Source organism: Bacillus sp. N13C7 (genome assembly GCF_026790065.1).
In the GTDB taxonomy this organism is placed as follows: Bacteria; Bacillota; Bacilli; order Bacillales; family Bacillaceae; genus Bacillus.
The window spans coordinates 1-20,740 of sequence record NZ_JALAMO010000024.1 but is presented as its reverse complement, the minus strand read 5'-3'; the positions used below and the strand labels follow the sequence as shown (position 1 = coordinate 20,740).

The following is a 20,740-nucleotide window of genomic DNA, read 5'->3' as shown; positions in this document are numbered from 1 at the left end:
ACACATAAAAATACTGCCGATGAAGGCAGTCTAAAATGGGATATTAGTTTGTCCGCGGAAATAAGGAAAGACCCTCTGCATGCATCTTCCCCAGCATCCTAACCTTTTTCGGTATGGCCCTATCCCAATATAAACATCTATTCATTATCAACTGTTTTGTCAGCAGACCACAGCTTGATCATCATCGAGGCATCGGGGCACAATACGTATAAGCAACCAACTAACCACTCATATCATTCCTCTATTTTGATACCATACACAAAGCATAAAAGAACGTTCTGCTGGATATACTGTAAACAACCTTACATATCTACACAAACACCATAGCTATTCTGTTACCTACTATAACAAGGAAGTGAAACCTATGAATCGAAAAGGCGGGCTTTTTTCCTCCCAGGAACGAGTAAAGCAATATGTTTCACATACAGATGCAGCTGCACCAAAACAAATCCAAACCATCCTTTCATCATCCTTACGTAAAGCTGCCGGCAAACCAATTGTTGTGGTTTGTATCGGAACAGACCGTTCAACCGGTGATTCATTAGGCCCGCTCGTAGGAATGAAACTTAATCAGATGCAGCTCTCCAGATTCCACGTCTATGGCACCTTATCAGACCCCGTTCATGCTGTGAACATGAAGGATAAAATCAATGATATTCAAAAATTACATAAAAACCCATTTATTATTGCAGTCGATGCATGCTTAGGACGCGTCAAAAGTGTAGGGTCGTTTCAGATTGGAGACGGGCCATTAAAACCCGGAGCCGGCGTGCAAAAAGACCTTCCTGAAGTGGGAGATCTTCATATTAATGGAATTGTGAATGTGAGCGGTTTTATGGAATACTTTGTTTTACAAAATACAAGGCTGAACCTGGTCATGAATATGGCAAATGTTCTGGCTGAGGGACTAAGTTTAACAGATCGGACAGAGTGGAGGCAGGAACGCCTGAGCCCGCTGCAAAGACTCACCGGACGAATATAAAACAAAAACCATCTTCACTTGAAAGATGGTTTCTTCATTTACGATTCTCGTTCAGACAAAAGCTCTAAAATCCGGTCAAGGTCTTCATTAGAGAAAAATTCAATTTCAATTTTGCCTTTTTTCTTCTGTCTTTTAATATTAACAGTTGTTCCAAAATAATTTTGGAGATAGGATTCCCGTTCCTTTAGAATCGCGTCTTTCACAGGTTCTTTTTTCTTTGTTTCACGTGGAACATTCTGATTTAACTGCTGAATCAGCTGCTCAAGCTGACGGACATTGAGCTGCTCTGCAATCACCTTTTGAACAAGCGGCTCAAGCTTATTTTTGTTTTTCAAGCCAAGAAGCGTGCGTCCATGTCCCATAGAAAGCGTACCTTCGGCAATAAGCTGTTGAATGTTTTCTGGAAGTGTCAGCAATCTTAAATGATTCGCAATATGCGGTCTGCTTTTCCCAAGACGTTTGGCAAGCTGTTCTTGCGTGAGGTCTAAGTGTTTCAGTAATGAATCATAGGCCTGAGCCTCTTCAAGCGGTGATAAATCTTCACGCTGAAGGTTTTCTAATAAAGCAATTTCTCTCATTAATGCCTCTGATAATTCACGGACAATCGCCGGAACCGTGTCTAAGCCCGCCAGCTTTGCCGCTCGAAAACGCCGTTCACCCGCAACAATATCATAGCCTTTTAAAGATTTTCTGACGATTAGCGGCTGAAGAATGCCATGCTGCAGCACAGATTCTTTTAGTTCAGCTAATGCCTCGTCATCAAAGTGTTTTCTTGGCTGATAAGGATTAGGGCGTAAATCGGCAACTTTTATTTCTTCTACTGTCTCTTCAGACAAATCGACCTGATTAAACAACGCATTAATCCCTTTTCCAAGGCCTTTAGCCATTCGCAGCCACTTCCTTTGCTAAATCTAAATATACTTCCGCACCTCTTGACCGCGGATCGTATAAAATGATGGGTTTTCCGTGACTCGGTGCCTCGCTCAGACGGACATTACGCGGAATAACCGTCTTATATACTTTATCTCTAAAATATTTTTTAACCTCTTCAATAACTTGAATGCCGAGATTTGTCCGTGCATCAAGCATTGTCAGCAATACTCCTTCAATCATTAAATCAGTATTCAAGTGCTTCTGCACAAGGCGTACTGTGTTTAATAACTGGCTGAGCCCTTCTAAGGCGTAATATTCGCACTGTACAGGAATCACCACGGAATCTGAGGCCGTAAGCGCATTAATCGTCAGGAGTCCCAATGACGGCGGACAATCAATGATAATATAATCATAATTCTGCTTTACTGCTTCAAGCGCCCTCTTTAGTCTTACTTCTCTTGAAATCGTCGGAACCAGCTCGATTTCAGCTCCGGCAAGCTGAATCGTTGCTGGAATTACGTCCAAATTCTCTACTGTCGTTGCTTTAATAATATCTATTACATCTGCATCATCTACTAAAATATCGTACACACACTGCTCTACATCGGCTTTTTCAATCCCTAATCCGCTTGTCGCATTTCCCTGCGGATCAATATCTACCAGCAGAACCCTTTTCCCTATGTAAGCCAAACATGCCCCAAGGTTGACAGACGTCGTTGTTTTGCCGACCCCGCCTTTTTGGTTCGTAATTGCTATGATTTTTCCCACGATGTCACCTACTTTCACATGAACATGTACTATCTTGCTTCTATTCTATCAAAAAAAGATTAAAGCGTTTCATTTTTTTCATCATTTTGTTCCGATTCAGAAGGGAAATAATTGAAAATTCAAGCACGCTTTATGCTTTCCCTTATAAATTCTGCAATTTCTATGTTTTTTTGACTTAAAAAAGGTATTTCTTAAAGAAAAAAAGAAGAAGTAACAGTGCATAACGCGGAAACAGGACGGTGAGATAATGGTTTATCAAACAAAGAGAGATGTACCCGTTACGCTGATGATTGTGTTTCTCATATTACTGATACAGGCAGATGCCATTGTTCCTTTCGTACTGGTAAATATGAGTGTTTCCGGTTGGATCATTTTCACTCTGCTGACTCTTTTAAATGTGCTCATCATTTGGAGCTTTATTGACCTGAGATATCTATTGAAGGAGCACCACCTGATCATTAAAGCCGGACTGATCAAACATCAAATTCCTTACGAAAAAGTTGAAAGAGTGGTTCAAAAAAAGAAGCTATGGTCAGGGTTTCGACTGATCGGCTCTCGCCATGCCATCACGGTATATTATCAGGGGGGATGGGGACATGCAGTGATATCACCGCGACATACAGAAGAATTTATCCACAAGCTCAAAGAAAAGAATTCTAATATAACAATACACACTAAAAGTAATTAAATTCCTTTTAGTGCAATTATAAAAAGCTCTCCTGCTTTTCAGGAGAGCTTTTATTTTGGTATGCGAATCGTTAATTGAATATACTCTTCAAATTCTTCTTCTTCCGTATTCAATTTTACACCGCTGTCTTCAACCATTGATAGAGACTGGCGAATCGTGTTCATTGCTATTCTTGTATCTCTGCTGAACGCTTTGCGCCTCGGCTTTGGTTTTCTTTGACCTTGCTCCAGCATTTTCACCACGCGGTCTTCCGTCTGCTTTACATTTAGACTTTTCTCAATAATCTCTGTGAGCAGTGTAACTTGGAGCTCAGGCTGTTTCAGCGGAATCAGCGCTCTGGCATGACGCTCGGTGATTTTCTTCTCCATAATCGCGTCTTGGACCGGCTGAGGCAGCTTTAATAACCGCAGCTTATTCGCAATTGTAGACTGCCCTTTTCCTAAACGTTGTGCAAGTGCTTCCTGTGTTAAATCATGCAGTTCAAGAAGCCGAGCATAGGCATGCGCTTCCTCAATAGAAGACAGTTCTTCCCGCTGCAAGTTTTCAATTAACGCAACAGAAGCGGTTTCCGTGTCGGAAAAATCCTTAATAATTGCCGGAATCTTTTCCCACTCGAGCGATTGCACCGCTCTCCAGCGTCTTTCACCTGCAATGAGTTCGTATTGGCCTTCTTCTTCTGTATGCCTGACAACAATCGGCTGAATAATGCCGTGTGTATGAATGGTCATTGCTAACTCTTTGATTTTTTCATCTGAGAAAATGGTGCGTGGCTGAAAACGGTTGGGAACGATAGCATTTACCGGTATTTCCAGAATCTCTTCTTTGTTTGTATCATGTTCAGCAATCTCCGGTTCCTGTTCCTTCTCACCAAGCCCGAAGAAACGAGAGAATGAATGCTTCATGTACCTACACCACCTTTAAAAACTGCCATTTTTATAATTCTATTTTCTCATGGTTTTTCCTGCTGTACATCCATCAATTTTGATGAAAATATGATGGTATTGTCATATCAGGCTGGCTAAATTACCCTTCAATTGGCGATTTATTAGGAGTTCCCGGTTTTCTTGGATACTTCTTAGGTGTATTTTTTGTCTTGCGTATCACCATAATATTACGATCGCTTTCTTCAATAGGCAGCTTAAAGGAATGGATATTCTCAAGTTCTCCTCCAAGCGTCGTGATTGCTTTTTTACCTGCATTCAGTTCTTCTTCAGCTGATGCCGCTTTTAAAGCAACAAATAAACCGTTTTTCTTCACTAGAGGCAGGCAAAGTTCACTTAAAACAGATAGTCTTGCAACTGCTCTCGCCGTCACAATATCATAGCTTTCCCTAACGTCTTTCCGCTGTCCGAATGTTTCAGCCCTGTCATGGCAGAATGTCGTATTCTCCAATTGCAAAGCTTCAGACAATTTCTCTAAAAACGTAATCCGTTTGTTTAGTGAATCCACGATTGTGACATGAAGGTGCGGAAAGCATATTTTAATCGGAAGACTCGGAAAACCCGCTCCCGCTCCGACATCACAAATCGTGTTCACCTGATTGAAGTCGACATAAAAAGCTGCTGTAATGGAATCATAAAAATGCTTAAGATACACTTCTTTTTTCTCTGTAATTGAAGTCAGATTGATTTTTTCGTTCCATTCAACCAGCATGTCGAAATACAGTTCAAATTGCTCCAGCTGACGGGGAGAAAGGGAGATCCCTTTTTCCGCCAAACCAGAAGTGAATTCTTCAATATTCATGCCGTCATCCTTTCTATTCGGCTATCTTCGCAATGCGTCCCTGCTCTAAATATACCAATAGAATTGAAATGTCCGCCGGGTTTACACCGGAAATGCGGGAAGCTTGGGCAACAGACAAAGGCCGCACGTTTTTCAGCTTTTGACGCGCCTCAGTCGCAATCCCTTTAATTGCGTCATAATCAATTCGATCCGGAATTTTTTTATTTTCCATCTTCTTCAGTTTCTCCACTTGCTGAAGAGATTTTTCAATATATCCTTCATATTTCACTTGGATTTCTACTTGTTCTGCCACGTCTTGAGGAACCGGCACTTCTGGCGGCGCCAGTTTTGTGACTGTTTCATAGTTCATTTCAGGACGTTTCATCAAGTCTGTGCCGCGAACGCCATCTTTCAATTCGCTTCCGCCAAGAGAACGGATATATTCTTGATTTTCCGGAGACGGCTTGATAATCACAGAATGCAGACGTTTTTTCTCCGCTTCAATTGCCGCTTTTTTCTTTTCGAAAGCAGCATAGCGCTCATCAGAAATCAATCCAATGCGGTGTCCGATTTCTGTCAGACGCAAATCAGCATTGTCATGACGGAGAAGCAATCTGTATTCAGCACGTGATGTCAAAAGACGGTATGGTTCATTTGTTCCTTTTGTCACAAGGTCATCAATCAGAACACCAATGTAAGCGTCAGAACGGCTCAGAATCACTTCTTCTTTTCCAAGCGCTTTTCGACCTGCATTGATTCCCGCCATAATGCCTTGTCCCGCAGCCTCCTCATAACCGGATGTTCCGTTAATTTGGCCTGCAGTATAAAGGTTTGCGATTTTTTTCGTTTCAAGTGTCGGCCATAGCTGTGTCGGTACAATCGCATCGTACTCGATCGCATAGCCGGCTCTCATCATTTGCACGTTTTCAAGACCCGGAATCGTTGCAAGCATTCTCTGCTGTACATCTTCTGGAAGACTTGTAGATAATCCTTGGACATAGACTTCCTGCGTATTTCTGCCTTCCGGTTCAAGGAAGATTTGGTGGCGCGGTTTATCATTAAAACGGACCACTTTATCCTCAATGGATGGGCAGTATCTTGGGCCTGTACCCTTAATCATACCGGAATACATCGGTGAACGATGCAGGTTGCTGTCAATAATCTCATGTGTCTCAGGGCTCGTATATGTCAGCCAGCAAGGGAGCTGATCTGTAATATACTCCACTGTTTCATATGAGAAAGCGCGCGGCACTTCGTCACCAGGCTGAATTTCCGTTTTGCTGTAATCAATCGTGTCACTTTTGACGCGAGGCGGCGTACCTGTTTTAAACCGAACAAGGTCAAACCCCAGTTCCTCCAAATGCTCAGAAAGCTTAATAGAAGGCTGCTGGTTGTTCGGACCGCTTGAGTAAGACAGATCGCCAAGGATGATTCGTCCTCTTAAATATGTCCCTGTTGTCATGACAACTGCTTTCGCACGATAATGTGCGCCGGTTTGTGTAATCACACCGCGGCATTCGCCGTCTTCAACGATCAGCCGCTCCACTATTCCTTGGAGCAATGTTAAGTTTGGTTCTTTTTCAAGCGTATTTTTCATTTCGTGCTGATATTGGAATTTGTCTGCTTGCGCACGCAATGCACGGACCGCAGGACCTTTTCCAGTATTCAGCATTCTCATTTGAATATGCGTTTTATCGATGTTTCTGCCCATTTCTCCGCCTAGCGCGTCAATTTCGCGGACGACAATCCCTTTTGCGGGGCCGCCGACAGACGGATTACATGGCATAAATGCAACCATATCTAAGTTGATGGTCAAGACAAGCGTTTTGGCGCCTTGGCGTGCAGATGCGAGGGCAGCCTCAACACCGGCATGCCCGGCGCCAATCACAATCACATCGTATTGGCCTGCTTCATACCCCATGATTCTTGTTCCTCCTTTTATTATTTTCCTAAACAGAATTGTGAAAAGAGCTGATCAATTAAGCTTTCGTGGACGGAATCTCCGATGATCTCGCCTAAAAGCTCCCAGCATCTTGTAAGGTCAATTTGCACCATGTCGATCGGGACATCCTGTTCAATGCCGCTAAGCGCATCTTCAATGGCACGTTTTGCTTGCTGTAAAATAGAAATATGACGTGTATTGCTGACATAAGTCAGATCTCCGCTTTCAATGGCACCCGTGTAGAACAGCGACTGAATCGCTTCTTCCAGATCATTGATGCCTTCCTCTTTTAAAAGAGATGTCGTAACAACTGGACGTCCATTGGCAAGCTCACGGACACGCTCAGTGTCGATCTTCGCCTCAAGGTCAGTCTTATTCATAATCACGATAACGTCCATGCCCTCAACGGCTTCAAAAAGCTTCACGTCTTCTTCAGAAAGCTCTTCACTATAATTAAGCACAAGTAAAATCAGATCTGCTTCCTTTAGAACCTGGCGAGAACGTTCAACACCGATTCGTTCTACAATATCCTCTGTTTCACGAATACCTGCTGTATCAACCAGACGAAGCGGAACACCTCTTACATTGACGTATTCCTCAATTACATCCCGAGTCGTTCCGGGAATATCGGTGACAATAGCTTTCGCTTCATGAACGAGACTGTTCAAAAGTGATGATTTTCCTACATTCGGCCGGCCGATAATGACAGTAGAAAGACCTTCACGCAAGATTTTCCCTTGCTCAGAGGTCCTCAGCAGCGCCTCGATTTCTTTTTTCACGGCTGTTGCCTTTTCAACCAAAAGCTGATGCGTCATTTCTTCTACATCATCGTACTCCGGATAATCGATATTTACCTCAACATGAGCCAGTGTTTCTAAAATCTCACTGCGCAAACGGCGCACCAAAGCAGAAAGACGCCCTTCCATTTGATTCATGGCGACATTCATTGCCCGATCCGTTTTCGCTCTGATTAAGTCCATAACCGCTTCCGCCTGTGAAAGATCGATTCGGCCGTTTAAAAACGCACGTTTCGTAAATTCCCCCGGCTCAGCAAGTCTCGCTCCCTCTCTCAATGCGAGCTGAAGCACTTGGTTCACAGTCACAATTCCCCCGTGACAGTTAATTTCGATGACATCTTCACGTGTAAAAGTTCTCGGTGCCTTTAACACTGATACCATTACTTCCTCAACGACACGATCCGAAGGTCTGTCTACGATATGACCATAATGAATCGTATGTGATTCGACCGAGCTAAGTGTTTTCCCCTTCGGCCCTTTATAAATTTTATCTGCGATTTGAATTGCCTCTGGTCCGCTCAACCGCACAATCGCAATCGCGCCTTCACCCATCGGTGTGGAAATTGCTGCAATTGTATCCATGCTGTTCACCTCTCTTTACTTATACTTTCATCTATATAAAAAAATTTTTATTATGCCAAAACTAAAAGATAACATAGTTTGGTTCGAAGTGGAAGACGTGTTATCCACAGAATTAGGAATTCGCCCCTTATTACTTTAACTTATCCACATGTGAATAACAATTAATTTTATTTCCTGAACTTCCTTTTTATCAACAGGATACACCTAAAAAGAAAAAACTTAAACGGCAAAAGCTTGATATTACTAGGAAAAATAGATTTTTTCATATAAAAAAACCGAAATCCGATTTTTACCGGACTTCGGTTTTATGCTATCTTTTATGGGAAATAACGAGATGACGATTTTCGCCTTCACCCATTGAATACGTTTTGATCTGGTGATTTGCATATCCAGAAAGAGTATCATGAATGATTTTTCTTTCACTGGATGGCATAGGTTCAAGATGAACTGCCTTTTTCGTTTTCAAAACCTGGTCTGCAAGCCTGATAGCCAGCTGACTCAGTGTATCTTTTCTTTTCAAACGATAATTTTCTGCATCCACCGTCACATTTTTATATTGGCCTGGATACCGATTAAGGACAAGCTGTGTCAAAGTTTCAAGGGCATTCAAGGTTTGTCCTCTTTTCCCAATCAACAATGCCGCTTTTTCACCAGTTATATGGAAACGTACTGTCTTTTTACTTTCTTGAACAGTCACATCAGACTTCCCGGCAATGGCTTCGGCAATCCCCTGAAGATAAGACTTCGCTTGCTGAATCGGATCTATCTTTTCAACAAGCTTTACGACCGCCGGCTTTTTGCCGAAAATACCGAGAAACCCTTTGTTTCCCTCTTCGATAACGGTGATTTCTACCTTATCCTTCGTTAATTCCAGCTCTTGCAATCCGGACTGTACTGCTTCATCGACATTTCGCCCTGCAGCAGTCACATTCCTCACTTTTTCTTTCCTCCGGCCTTTTGCGGTTCAGGATCTTTTTTAATATCAGGTCCTTTGATGAGGAAAGTTTGCGCAATCATAAACAAGTTACCGACTACCCAATAAAGAGAAAGTGCCGCCGGGAAATTGATCGCAAATACGATAATCATAATTGGCATAATCCAAAGCATCATCGCCATTTGCGGATTTTGCTGCGCGTTGCCCGCCATCATCAGCTTTTGCTGAACAAATGTAGCGACACCGGCAACGATAGGAAGAATATAGTAAGGATCTTTTTCTCCTAAGTCAAACCATAAGAAACTATGCTCTGAAATTGCCTGCGTTCTCATGATCGCATGATAGAATCCAATTAAAATCGGCATTTGGATTAAAATCGGGAAACATCCCGCTAACGGATTGACACCATGCTTTTGGAATAAAGCCATGGTTTCCTGCTGAAGCTTTTGCTGAGTTTTTTGATCCTTTGAGCTGTATTTTTCTCTAAGCTTTTGCATTTCCGGCTGTAAAGCCTGCATCGCTTTCGAACTTCTCAGCTGCTTAATCATCAGCGGTAAAATTAATAAACGAATTAAAATGGTAACAAGAATAATTGAAAGTCCATAGTTATCTCCCGTCAATTTCGCTACATACGTAATGAGCTCAGACAATGGATATACTACGTACTTGTCCCAAAAATGCGGACTATCTGCAGTGATCGGCTCTTTCACACTCGAGCATCCAGCCAAAAGCATGAATACGCCAACCATACTTAATAGCAACCCTATTCTCCTTTTCAACAACATTTCCTCCTATAATTAATCTTTACTCTCTTTTATTGCAAAGCATACTTGTATGTATTTTAGCATCTTTCAGTTTTAAATGGTGTCTTTTTCTGATCAACCAGAAAGGAAGCGCTTTTAAAAGTAGTAAGAAAGCAGTCGCAATGCTTACTTTGACGAAGATTTCTTATATAAAGAAGACTTCCTGAATAGATGCTGCAGACTTTTTTTCGTTTCCTCATATGTCAGCTGGCTCGCCGGTTTTCTGGCAATAATGATGTAATCCTTTTCCTTCAGTCTCTCTTTCTCTTCAAGAAAAGCCTGCCGAATCAAACGTTTGATGCGATTTCGCATCACAGCGTTGCCAATTTTTTTGCTGACGGAAAGCCCGACACGCAGCTCATCGTTTTCAGGCTGATCAAGCGTATATAAGACAAACTGGCGGTTCGCTACGGATGTCCCCTGCTTAAACACTTTTTGAAAGTCTTCATTTTTCTTTAAACGATTTCGCTTCTTCAATTGACTCACTCCATACTGGCTGGCAGAAACTTTTAAAAATTTATTATGAAAATGAGATGCACCAGAACCAGGAAGCATGCCCCGGTTCATTATGCATCACATCTATCTTTTCCCATAACGTGAAAAAAGACCACTGACATTATTCAGTGGCCTAAGCTGATAATACTTTTCTGCCTTTGCGGCGACGGCGTGCTAAAACTAGACGACCGTTTTTTGAACTCATACGGCTTCTGAAGCCATGAACTTTACTGCGTTTACGGTTATTCGGTTGGAATGTTCTTTTCATTTATGACACCTCCCTCGAGGAATAGCTGTTAAAGACAGTCTTACTTATTATATTTGCGTTACCTATTCATTGTCAACTTCACTAGTGCGTTTATTTCTTGCAACCATAATAGGATACCATACCTTTTCAACTTTCGAAACCTTATTTTTCAGATTCCTTAATTTAACGAAAAAAAGTCAAATCCAAACAATTTACCTCTAAAATCACGATGTGTGGATATCTTTTTCGCCTTTTTTTAATATCCACAGAGGTTATCGACAACATTTTCACATTACCAACCCCTGTGGACAAGATTTTTTCAACAGGTTGTCCGCTTTGTGGATAAGATTGTGACAACCATTGCAAGCTCTCGTTTATTTTGGTATTATATTTGTGTTTTAACTCTTGATTACTAATCTTGCCTTCTTCCTTTATCCACAAAGTGTGGATAAGTTGTGGATTGATTTCACACAGCTTGTGTAGAAGGTTGTCCACAAGTTGTGAAATTTGTCGAAAAGCTATTTATCTACTATATTATATGTTTTCAACAATTAATGTGTACGAATGGCCAGCGCCATTTGCTCTTTTTTTGTGTTCTATAACAGAGAAAGACAACATTTTCTACGAAAAGGAGGGACGTGCCGGAAGATGGAAAATATATTAGACCTGTGGAATCAAGCCCTTGCTCAAATCGAAAAAAAGTTGAGCAAACCGAGTTTTGAGACTTGGATGAAATCCACCAAAGCCCACTCACTGCAGGGAGATACATTGACGATCACTGCTCCTAATGAATTTGCCAGAGACTGGCTGGAGTCCAGATACTTGCATCTGATTGCAGATACTATATATGAATTAACCGGGGAAGAATTGAGCATTAAATTTGTCATTCCCCAAAATCAAGATGTTGAAGACTTTATGCCAAAACCGCAAGTCAAAAAAGCGGTTAAAGAAGAAACATCTGATTTTCCTCAAAACATGCTCAATCCAAAATATACTTTTGATACTTTTGTCATCGGATCTGGAAACCGATTTGCACACGCAGCTTCTCTTGCGGTAGCGGAAGCACCAGCAAAAGCATACAACCCTTTATTTATCTATGGGGGCGTCGGCTTAGGGAAAACACACTTAATGCATGCAATCGGCCATTATGTAATAGATCATAATCCTTCTGCCAAAGTGGTTTATCTGTCTTCTGAGAAATTTACAAACGAATTCATCAACTCTATCCGAGATAATAAAGCCGTCGATTTCCGCAATCGCTATCGAAATGTTGATGTGCTTTTGATAGATGATATTCAATTTCTAGCGGGGAAAGAACAAACCCAGGAAGAATTTTTCCATACATTTAACACATTGCACGAAGAAAGCAAACAAATCGTCATTTCAAGTGACAGACCGCCAAAAGAGATTCCGACACTTGAAGACAGATTGCGCTCACGTTTTGAATGGGGCCTGATTACGGATATTACGCCGCCTGATTTGGAGACGAGAATTGCGATTTTAAGAAAAAAAGCCAAAGCGGAAGGCCTCGATATTCCAAACGAGGTTATGCTTTACATCGCAAATCAAATCGACAGCAATATTCGGGAACTTGAAGGAGCATTAATCAGAGTAGTTGCTTACTCATCTTTAATTAATAAAGATATTAATGCTGATCTTGCCGCTGAAGCGCTGAAGGATATTATTCCTTCTTCAAAACCGAAAGTCATTACGATAAAAGAAATTCAGAGGGTAGTAGGCCAGCAATTTAATATTAAGCTCGAAGATTTCAAAGCAAAAAAACGGACAAAATCAGTAGCTTTCCCGCGTCAAATCGCTATGTACCTATCAAGGGAAATGACTGATTCCTCTCTTCCTAAAATCGGTGAAGAGTTTGGAGGCCGCGACCATACGACCGTTATTCATGCGCATGAAAAAATTTCAAAACTGCTGGCAGACGATGAACAGCTTCAGCAGCATGTTAAAGAAATTAAAGAACAGCTTAAATAGCAGGAACGAGGATTATTCGGGGAAAGTGTGAATAACTTTTCAGGAGTCATACACAGTCTGTCCACATGTGGATAGGCTGTGTTTCCTGTCTTTTTCACAACTTATCCACAAATCCACAGGCCCTACTATTACTTCTACTATTTTTTTAAAAATATATATATTAATCCATTATCCGTTAGGAGGATAAAAATGAAATTCACGATTCAAAAAGATCGTCTTGTTGAAAGTGTCCAAGATGTATTAAAAGCAGTTTCATCCAGAACGACTATTCCGATTTTGACTGGTATTAAAATCGTTGCATCAGATGACGGAGTATCCTTTACAGGAAGTGATTCAGATATTTCTATTGAATCCTTCATTCCAAAAGAAGAAGGAGATAAAGAAATCGTCACAATTGAACAGCCCGGAAGCATCGTTTTACAAGCCCGCTTCTTTAGTGAAATCGTAAAAAAACTGCCGATGGCAACTGTAGAAATCGAAGTGCAAAATCAGTATTTGACGATTATTCGTTCTGGCAAGGCTGAGTTTAATCTAAATGGGCTTGATGCTGATGAGTATCCGCACTTGCCGCAGATTGAAGAACATCATGCGATCCAGATCCCAACTGATTTGTTAAAAAATCTAATCAGACAAACAGTATTCGCAGTGTCCACCTCAGAAACACGCCCTATCTTGACAGGTGTAAACTGGAAGGTGGAGCAAAGTGAATTATTATGCACTGCAACGGATAGTCACCGTCTTGCATTAAGAAAAGCAAAACTTGATATTCCAGAAGACAGATCATATAACGTTGTTATTCCGGGAAAAAGCCTGACTGAACTCAGCAAGATTTTGGATGACAACCAAGAACTTGTAGATATCGTGATCACAGAAACTCAAGTTCTGTTTAAAGCGAAAAACGTCTTGTTCTTCTCGCGGCTTCTGGACGGAAACTATCCAGACACAACCAGCCTGATTCCGCAAGACAGCAAAACAGAAATCATTGTGAATACAAAAGAATTCCTTCAAGCCATTGATCGTGCATCTCTTTTAGCTAGAGAGGGACGCAACAACGTTGTAAAACTGTCTGCAAAACCGGCTGAATCCATTGAAATTTCTTCCAATTCGCCGGAAATCGGTAAAGTTGTGGAAGCAATTGCTGCGGATCAAATTGAAGGTGAGGAATTAAATATCTCTTTTAGTCCAAAATATATGCTGGATGCACTAAAGGTGCTTGAAGGAGCAGAAATACGCGTAAGCTTTACAGGTGCAATGAGACCTTTCTTAATTCGCACGCCGAATGATGAAACGATTGTACAGCTTATCCTTCCTGTCAGAACCTATTAATCCGATACACTGCTGCCGACCCCTTCGGCAGCTTTTCTATTCGGTGTCTGCTCCGACAAGTTTTCCCTTTCCCTAATTCGTTTTTTTTTAGTACAATTAGATATTAGTGATATTTGAAAGAGGTCGATATAATGGCAAATCCGATTTCAATTGATACAGAAATGATTACACTCGGACAATTCTTGAAATTAGCCGATGTCATTCAGTCAGGCGGTATGGCGAAGTGGTTTTTAAGTGAACATGAAGTGCTTGTGAACAACGAGCCGGACAATCGCCGCGGCAGAAAGCTGTATGTTGGAGATGTGGTAGAGATTGAAGGATTTGGTTCATTTCAAGTCGTCAATTAAAGCGGGTGACACTGATTGTATATCCAGAACTTAGAACTGACATCTTACCGCAACTACGACCATGCTGAACTTCAATTTGAAAATAAAGTAAATGTGATCATCGGAGAGAACGCCCAGGGGAAAACAAACCTCATGGAGGCGATCTATGTCTTGTCCATGGCGAAATCGCATCGGACATCAAATGACAAAGAACTTATACGGTGGGACAAAGACTATGCTAAAATAGAGGGAAGAGTGATGAAGCAAAACGGGGCGATCCCGATGCAGCTCGTCATCTCCAAAAAGGGTAAAAAGGGCAAGGTCAATCATATTGAACAGCAAAAGCTCAGCCAGTATGTCGGGGCCCTCAATACCATCATGTTTGCTCCGGAAGATTTAAATCTTGTAAAGGGAAGCCCTCAAGTGAGAAGGCGGTTTCTTGACATGGAAATCGGACAGGTTTCTCCTGTCTATCTTCATGATCTTTCTCTTTACCAGAAAATCCTTTCCCAGCGAAATCATTTTTTGAAGCAGCTGCAAACGAGAAAACAAACCGACAGAACGATGCTTGATGTTTTGACCGATCAGCTTGTAGAAGTTGCGGCAAAAGTTGTCGTAAAACGCCTGCAGTTTACAGCTCAGCTCGAAAAGTGGGCACAGCCTATTCATGCGGGCATTTCCAGAGGGCTTGAAGAGCTGACCCTGAAGTACCATACGGCTCTTGAGGTATCAGATCCTGCAGACTTGTCGAAAATAGGAGATAGCTACCAAGAAGCGTTTTCTAAATTAAGAGAAAAAGAAATTGATCGCGGTGTCACGCTGTCAGGGCCTCATCGTGATGATGTTCTTTTCTATGTAAACGGACGCGATGTGCAGACGTACGGTTCTCAAGGGCAGCAGAGAACGACGGCATTATCCCTTAAGCTGGCGGAGATTGACCTGATCCATGAAGAAATTGGAGAATACCCCATTTTACTATTGGATGATGTACTGAGTGAACTGGATGATTATCGCCAGTCACACTTGCTTCATACGATCCAAGGCCGCGTACAAACGTTTGTCACAACGACAAGCGTTGATGGCATTGATCACGAAACCTTACGTCAAGCAGGAATGTTCCGTGTGCAAAATGGTGCGTTAGTGAAGTGAAGAAATGAGGTGGGCAATTGTATATTCATTTAGGTGATGACTTTGTGGTTTCAACACGAGATATTGTCGGCATTTTTGACTTTAAAGCCAACATGTCGCCTATTGTTGAAGAATTTCTGAAAAAACAGAAACACAAGGTGGTGCCTTCCGTAAATGGCACGCCCAAATCTATCGTAGTCACGGTTCAGAATATATATTACTCTCCCTTATCTTCCAGCACATTAAAAAAACGTGCGCAATTTATGTTTGAAATAGATTCTTAGAAATTTTTATCACGAATATATCGTTTAGAAAAGTGTAGGTGAATGACGTGGCTATGGAACAGCAGCAAAACAGTTATGATGAAAATCAGATACAGGTATTAGAAGGATTAGAAGCTGTTCGTAAAAGACCGGGGATGTATATCGGTTCAACAAACAGCAAAGGCCTTCACCATCTGGTATGGGAAATTGTCGACAATAGTATTGACGAAGCTCTCGCCGGTTATTGTACGGACATCAATATCCAAATCGAAAAAGACAATAGCATTACGGTGACAGATAATGGCCGGGGTATTCCAGTCGGTATTCATGAAAAAATGGGCCGTCCTGCTGTAGAGGTCATTATGACAGTGCTTCACGCCGGAGGAAAATTTGACGGAAGCGGTTATAAAGTGTCCGGAGGATTGCACGGTGTAGGTGCATCAGTCGTAAACGCGCTTTCAACGGAGCTTGATGTGACGGTACACCGCGACGGTAAAATCCACCGCCAAACCTATAAACGCGGGGTTCCGGTTTCAGATCTAGAGGTCATCGGTGAGACAGATCATACGGGAACGACGACACACTTTGTGCCGGATCCTGAGATTTTCACGGAAACAACAGAGTATGATTATGATCTGCTTGCTAATCGTGTGCGCGAATTAGCCTTTTTGACAAAAGGCGTCAACATCACGATTGAAGATAAACGTGAAGGACAAGAGCGCAAAAATGAATACCATTACGAAGGCGGAATTAAAAGTTATGTAGAGTATTTAAACCGTTCTAAAGAAGTTGTCCATGAAGAGCCAATTTACATTGAAGGCGAAAAGGACGGCATTACGGTTGAAGTGGCTTTGCAATACAATGACAGCTACACAAGCAACATTTACTCGTTTACAAACAACATTAACACGTACGAAGGCGGTACCCACGAAGCTGGCTTCAAAACGGGCCTGACTCGTGTTATCAACGACTACGCCAGAAAAAAAGGGCTTATTAAAGAGAATGACCCAAATCTAAGCGGAGATGACGTAAGAGAAGGGCTTACAGCGATTATTTCAATCAAACACCCTGATCCGCAGTTTGAAGGCCAAACGAAAACAAAACTAGGCAACTCAGAAGCGCGGACGATCACCGATACGTTATTTTCTGCAGCATTGGAAACATTTATGCTGGAAAATCCAGATGCGGCCAAAAAAATTGTCGAAAAAGGTTTAATGGCGGCAAGAGCAAGAATGGCTGCAAAAAAAGCGCGTGAATTGACACGCCGCAAGAGCGCTTTGGAAATCTCAAACCTTCCCGGTAAGTTAGCGGACTGCTCTTCGAAAGACCCGAGCATCTCTGAGTTATATATCGTAGAGGGTGACTCTGCCGGAGGATCAGCTAAACAAGGACGCGATAGACATTTCCAAGCTATTTTGCCGCTTAGAGGTAAAATCCTGAACGTTGAAAAAGCCAGACTGGATAAAATTCTGTCTAACAACGAAGTTCGCTCTATGATCACAGCGCTCGGCACAGGTATCGGGGAAGATTTCAACCTGGAGAAAGCCCGTTACCACAAAGTTGTCATTATGACAGATGCCGACGTTGATGGCGCGCACATCAGAACACTGTTGTTAACGTTCTTTTACAGATATATGCGCCAAATTATCGAAAATGGCTACGTGTATATTGCGCAGCCGCCGCTCTACAAGGTTCAGCAAGGAAAACGTGTTGAATATGCATACAATGACAAGGAGCTTGAGGAGCTCTTGAAAACTCTTCCTCAAACGCCTAAGCCTGGGTTGCAGCGGTACAAAGGTCTTGGTGAAATGAATGCCACCCAGCTATGGGAGACAACCATGGATCCAAGCTCTAGAACGCTTCTCCAGGTAACTCTAGAAGATGCAATGGATGCGGATGAGACATTTGAAATGCTGATGGGTGACAAAGTAGAACCGCGCCGAAACTTCATAGAAGCTAATGCGAGATACGTTAAAAATCTTGACATCTAATCATAAAAGCCTTATTTCCAATAAGAAATAAGGCTTTTTTCTGAACAAGATCAGACGCAGCAATGCTTGTAATACCTATATATTCTAGCAATTTAATGTGTATAATCATAAGTTTATTGATATAATGGAGAATAGTGAATTCGTATTGAAGATCATAATGGACAATCTACTCCCACATATTTCATGTGATACTTCAGGGAGGTTTTTTAATGAGTGAACAAAACACACCACAAGTTCGTGAAATAAATATCAGTCAGGAAATGCGTACGTCCTTCTTGGATTATGCAATGAGCGTTATTGTGTCCCGTGCTCTTCCGGATGTTCGTGACGGTTTAAAACCGGTTCATAGACGGATTTTATACGCAATGAATGATTTAGGCATGACGAGTGACAAGCCTTATAAAAAGTCTGCTCGTATCGTCGGAGAAGTTATCGGGAAATACCACCCGCACGGTGATTCAGCGGTATATGAATCCATGGTCAGAATGGCGCAGGATTTCAACTACCGTTATATGCTAGTTGACGGCCACGGAAACTTCGGTTCTGTTGACGGGGACTCAGCGGCTGCCATGCGTTATACAGAAGCAAGAATGTCTAAAATTTCGATGGAAATACTGCGAGACATCACAAAAGACACAATCGATTATCAGGACAACTATGACGGATCGGAAAGAGAACCTGTCGTTATGCCTTCAAGGTTCCCGAATCTGCTCGTAAACGGTGCTGCCGGCATTGCGGTTGGTATGGCAACAAACATTCCTCCGCACCAGCTCGGTGAAATTATTGACGGCGTACTTGCGGTCAGTGAGAATCCGGATATTACAATTCAAGAGCTGATGGAAGTCATCCCAGGTCCTGATTTCCCGACTGCTGGTCAAATCTTGGGACGCAGCGGTATCCGGAAAGCATATGAATCCGGCCGAGGCTCTATTACAATTCGGGCAAAAGCTGAGATCGAACAAACATCTTCAGGTAAAGAACGAATTATCGTTACCGAGATTCCTTACCAAGTAAACAAGGCAAAATTAATCGAAAAAATCGCTGATCTCGTTAGGGACAAGAAGATAGAGGGCATCACAGATCTGCGTGATGAATCAGATCGTACAGGTATGAGAATTGTCATTGAAATCAGACGCGATGCCAATGCAAATGTTATTCTGAACAACCTATATAAACAAACTGCTCTTCAAACATCTTTTGGCATTAACCTGCTTGCACTTGTTGACGGTCAGCCGAAAGTTTTAAATCTTAAGCAATGCCTTGAGCATTACCTTGACCATCAAAAAGTCGTCATCAGACGCCGTACAGCTTATGAATTACGTAAAGCGGAAGCAAGAGCTCACATCTTGGAAGGTTTGAGAGTAGCTCTGGATCATCTCGATGCAGTTATTTCCCTCATCCGTAATTCTCAAACGGCTGAAATCGCGAGAACAGGTTTAATTGAACAGTTCTCACTGACAGAGAAGCAAGCACAAGCGATCCTCGATATGAGGCTGCAGCGTTTAACAGGACTGGAACGCGAAAAGATCGAAGAAGAATACCAATCTCTTGTTAAATTAATTGCAGAGCTAAAAGACATCCTGGCAAATGAATATAAAGTGCTTGAGATCATCCGTGAAGAACTCACAGAAATCAAAGAGCGTTTTAACGATGAAAGACGTACGGAGATCGTCACTTCTGGATTAGAGACAATTGAAGATGAAGATCTCATTGAGAGGGAAAATATCGTAGTCACTCTGACACACAACGGATACATCAAACGTCTTCCTGCATCAACTTACCGCAGTCAAAAACGGGGCGGAAAAGGCGTGCAGGGAATGGGAACAAACGAAGATGATTTCGTTGAGCATTTGATCTCAACCTCAACTCATGACACGATTCTCTTCTTCTCGAACAAAGGGAAAGTGTATCGTGCAAAAGGGTATGAAATCCCTGAATACGGCAGAACAGCAAAAGGAATCCCGATCATTAACCTACTGGAAGTAGAAAAGGGTGAATGGATTAATGCGATTATTCCAGTCACTGAATTCAATGAGGATCTGTACCTTTTCTTCACAACAAAGCATGGGGTTTCAAAACGAACTTCGCTGTCCCAGTTTGCTAATATCCGGAACAATGGTTTAATTGCCCTCAGTCTTCGTGAGGATGATGAACTGATGGGTGTGCGTCTGACTGACGGCACAAAACAAATCATCATCGGTACGAAAAACGGATTGCTGATCCGTTTCGATGAAACAGATGTCCGGGAAATGGGTAGAACGGCTGCAGGCGTTAAAGGCATTACTCTTACAGACGACGATGTTGTTGTCGGCATGGAGATATTAGAGGAAGAATCACATGTCCTTATTGTAACTGAAAAAGGTTACGGAAAACGAACTCCGGCCGAAGAGTACAGAACCCAAAGCCGGGGCGGAAAAGGACTCAAAACAGCTAAAATTACTGAGAACAACGGCCAATTAGTAACAGTGAAAGCCACTAAAGGCGAAGAGGATCTAATGATTATTACAGCCAGCGGCGTACTCATTAGAATGGACATCAATGATATTTCAATTACTGGACGTGTCACACAAGGTGTGCGCCTCATCAGAATGGCTGAAGAAGAGCATGTCGCTACAGTAGCATTAGTAGAGAAAAACGAAGAAGATGAGCAAGAAGAAACACAAGAAGAAGCGTAAGAAAAAGCGCAGCTGAAGCAGCTGCGCTTTTTTGTATCAAACCCCTTTACAGCTATAAGAATTATGGTATAATCATTTCTGTTGTCTTTTAAAAGACACACTCATAACTAGTTAAAAACTTTTTCAAAAAAGTATTGACCTAGTTAACTAAAAATGTTACTATTAAGTAGTCGCTTCGAGAGAAGCACACAAAGTTCTTTGAAAACTAA

Annotated in this window: 19 protein-coding genes; 9 read left to right on the top strand and 10 right to left on the bottom strand. The window is 42.0% G+C overall.

The features are described from left to right. Positions 1 to 364: 364 nt before the first annotated feature. Positions 365 to 982, top strand: a complete 618-nt coding sequence (gene yyaC, locus MOB98_RS19370; RefSeq protein ID WP_268358651.1) for a spore protease YyaC — start codon at positions 365 to 367, stop codon at positions 980 to 982. A 38-nt stretch (positions 983 to 1,020) separates the two neighbouring features. On the opposite strand, the gene spo0J is transcribed toward yyaC, so the two are convergent. Then, positions 1,021 to 1,869: a stage 0 sporulation protein Spo0J gene (gene spo0J / locus MOB98_RS19365; protein WP_268358653.1), complete on the bottom strand. Its 849-nt coding sequence runs from the start codon at positions 1,867 to 1,869 to the stop codon at positions 1,021 to 1,023. After that, positions 1,862 to 2,623, bottom strand: coding sequence for a sporulation initiation inhibitor protein Soj (soj, locus tag MOB98_RS19360; RefSeq protein WP_003219244.1), 762 nt, complete (start codon positions 2,621 to 2,623; stop codon positions 1,862 to 1,864). The genes spo0J and soj overlap by 8 nt, the downstream gene beginning before the upstream one ends. Positions 2,624 to 2,870: 247 nt before the next feature. On the opposite strand from soj, the gene MOB98_RS19355 reads away from it, so the two are divergent. Beyond that, on the top strand, positions 2,871 to 3,311 hold the full coding sequence (locus MOB98_RS19355; protein ID WP_268358654.1) for a PH domain-containing protein: 441 nt from the start codon (positions 2,871 to 2,873) through the stop codon (positions 3,309 to 3,311). Positions 3,312 to 3,361: 50 nt separating this feature from the next. Here MOB98_RS19355 and noc read toward each other — a convergent pair whose 3' ends face one another. From noc to rpmH, 8 genes are all read right to left on the bottom strand, one after another. Beyond that, positions 3,362 to 4,213: a nucleoid occlusion protein gene (gene noc, locus MOB98_RS19350; protein ID WP_014666147.1), complete on the bottom strand. Its 852-nt coding sequence runs from the start codon at positions 4,211 to 4,213 to the stop codon at positions 3,362 to 3,364. A 121-nt stretch (positions 4,214 to 4,334) separates the two neighbouring features. Beyond that, entirely contained in the window at positions 4,335 to 5,054 is a 720-nt protein-coding gene (gene rsmG, locus MOB98_RS19345; RefSeq protein WP_268358655.1) for a 16S rRNA (guanine(527)-N(7))-methyltransferase RsmG, read from the bottom strand. Between the two features lie 13 nt (positions 5,055 to 5,067). Then, positions 5,068 to 6,954 (bottom strand): tRNA uridine-5-carboxymethylaminomethyl(34) synthesis enzyme MnmG, encoded by a 1,887-nt coding sequence (gene mnmG, locus MOB98_RS19340; protein WP_268358657.1) that lies wholly within the window; start codon positions 6,952 to 6,954, stop codon positions 5,068 to 5,070. 20 nt (positions 6,955 to 6,974) lie between these two features. Continuing rightward, entirely contained in the window at positions 6,975 to 8,354 is a 1,380-nt protein-coding gene (gene mnmE, locus MOB98_RS19335) for a tRNA uridine-5-carboxymethylaminomethyl(34) synthesis GTPase MnmE (protein WP_268358658.1), read from the bottom strand. A 310-nt stretch (positions 8,355 to 8,664) separates the two neighbouring features. Beyond that, the gene (gene jag, locus MOB98_RS19330) at positions 8,665 to 9,291 is read right to left on the bottom strand and encodes an RNA-binding cell elongation regulator Jag/EloR (RefSeq protein ID WP_268367067.1); all 627 of its coding nucleotides are present in this window, start codon (positions 9,289 to 9,291) and stop codon (positions 8,665 to 8,667) included. After that, the gene (spoIIIJ, locus tag MOB98_RS19325) at positions 9,288 to 10,073 is read right to left on the bottom strand and encodes a YidC family membrane integrase SpoIIIJ (RefSeq protein WP_268358659.1); all 786 of its coding nucleotides are present in this window, start codon (positions 10,071 to 10,073) and stop codon (positions 9,288 to 9,290) included. Before spoIIIJ ends, jag begins: the two co-directional genes overlap by 4 nt. Before the next feature lie 144 nt (positions 10,074 to 10,217). Next, complete coding sequence (gene rnpA, locus MOB98_RS19320; RefSeq protein ID WP_003236647.1) at positions 10,218 to 10,568, bottom strand: ribonuclease P protein component; 351 nt, start codon at positions 10,566 to 10,568, stop codon at positions 10,218 to 10,220. A gap of 151 nt (positions 10,569 to 10,719) precedes the next feature. Then, the gene (gene rpmH, locus MOB98_RS19315) at positions 10,720 to 10,854 is read right to left on the bottom strand and encodes a 50S ribosomal protein L34 (protein ID WP_003178075.1); all 135 of its coding nucleotides are present in this window, start codon (positions 10,852 to 10,854) and stop codon (positions 10,720 to 10,722) included. A gap of 627 nt (positions 10,855 to 11,481) precedes the next feature. Here rpmH and dnaA point away from each other — a divergent pair. From dnaA to gyrA, 7 genes are all read left to right on the top strand, one after another. Continuing rightward, positions 11,482 to 12,822, top strand: coding sequence for a chromosomal replication initiator protein DnaA (dnaA, locus tag MOB98_RS19310; RefSeq protein ID WP_003236652.1), 1,341 nt, complete (start codon positions 11,482 to 11,484; stop codon positions 12,820 to 12,822). 189 nt (positions 12,823 to 13,011) lie between these two features. Further along, positions 13,012 to 14,148 carry a DNA polymerase III subunit beta gene (gene dnaN / locus MOB98_RS19305; protein ID WP_003226811.1) on the top strand — a complete coding sequence of 379 codons (1,137 nt, stop codon included), beginning with the start codon at positions 13,012 to 13,014 and terminating at the stop codon, positions 14,146 to 14,148. 131 nt (positions 14,149 to 14,279) lie between these two features. Next, positions 14,280 to 14,495 (top strand): ribosome maturation protein RlbA, encoded by a 216-nt coding sequence (gene rlbA, locus MOB98_RS19300; protein ID WP_003219264.1) that lies wholly within the window; start codon positions 14,280 to 14,282, stop codon positions 14,493 to 14,495. 15 nt (positions 14,496 to 14,510) lie between these two features. Beyond that, complete coding sequence (recF, locus tag MOB98_RS19295) at positions 14,511 to 15,623, top strand: DNA replication/repair protein RecF (protein WP_268358661.1); 1,113 nt, start codon at positions 14,511 to 14,513, stop codon at positions 15,621 to 15,623. Between the two features lie 17 nt (positions 15,624 to 15,640). Continuing rightward, positions 15,641 to 15,886 carry an extracellular matrix regulator RemB gene (remB, locus tag MOB98_RS19290; protein ID WP_003219266.1) on the top strand — a complete coding sequence of 82 codons (246 nt, stop codon included), beginning with the start codon at positions 15,641 to 15,643 and terminating at the stop codon, positions 15,884 to 15,886. A 53-nt stretch (positions 15,887 to 15,939) separates the two neighbouring features. Continuing rightward, positions 15,940 to 17,856, top strand: a complete 1,917-nt coding sequence (gyrB, locus tag MOB98_RS19285; protein WP_268358665.1) for a DNA topoisomerase (ATP-hydrolyzing) subunit B — start codon at positions 15,940 to 15,942, stop codon at positions 17,854 to 17,856. 209 nt (positions 17,857 to 18,065) lie between these two features. Continuing rightward, on the top strand, positions 18,066 to 20,531 hold the full coding sequence (gyrA, locus tag MOB98_RS19280) for a DNA topoisomerase (ATP-hydrolyzing) subunit A (protein WP_268358662.1): 2,466 nt from the start codon (positions 18,066 to 18,068) through the stop codon (positions 20,529 to 20,531). Positions 20,532 to 20,740: the final 209 nt, after the last annotated feature.

Coding starts and splice junctions, on each gene's coding strand:
- rpmH (WP_003178075.1), bottom strand. CDS start 10,854: ATGAAAAGAACATTCCAACCGAATAACCGTAAACGCAGTAAAGTTCAT.
- yyaC (WP_268358651.1), top strand. CDS start 365: ATGAATCGAAAAGGCGGGCTTTTTTCCTCCCAGGAACGAGTAAAGCAA.
- spoIIIJ (WP_268358659.1), bottom strand. CDS start 10,073: ATGTTGTTGAAAAGGAGAATAGGGTTGCTATTAAGTATGGTTGGCGTA.
- gyrB (WP_268358665.1), top strand. CDS start 15,940: ATGGAACAGCAGCAAAACAGTTATGATGAAAATCAGATACAGGTATTA.
- gyrA (WP_268358662.1), top strand. CDS start 18,066: ATGAGTGAACAAAACACACCACAAGTTCGTGAAATAAATATCAGTCAG.
- mnmE (WP_268358658.1), bottom strand. CDS start 8,354: ATGGATACAATTGCAGCAATTTCCACACCGATGGGTGAAGGCGCGATT.
- dnaA (WP_003236652.1), top strand. CDS start 11,482: ATGGAAAATATATTAGACCTGTGGAATCAAGCCCTTGCTCAAATCGAA.
- dnaN (WP_003226811.1), top strand. CDS start 13,012: ATGAAATTCACGATTCAAAAAGATCGTCTTGTTGAAAGTGTCCAAGAT.
- noc (WP_014666147.1), bottom strand. CDS start 4,213: ATGAAGCATTCATTCTCTCGTTTCTTCGGGCTTGGTGAGAAGGAACAG.
- MOB98_RS19355 (WP_268358654.1), top strand. CDS start 2,871: ATGGTTTATCAAACAAAGAGAGATGTACCCGTTACGCTGATGATTGTG.
- spo0J (WP_268358653.1), bottom strand. CDS start 1,869: ATGGCTAAAGGCCTTGGAAAAGGGATTAATGCGTTGTTTAATCAGGTC.
- rsmG (WP_268358655.1), bottom strand. CDS start 5,054: ATGAATATTGAAGAATTCACTTCTGGTTTGGCGGAAAAAGGGATCTCC.
- mnmG (WP_268358657.1), bottom strand. CDS start 6,954: ATGGGGTATGAAGCAGGCCAATACGATGTGATTGTGATTGGCGCCGGG.
- rlbA (WP_003219264.1), top strand. CDS start 14,280: ATGGCAAATCCGATTTCAATTGATACAGAAATGATTACACTCGGACAA.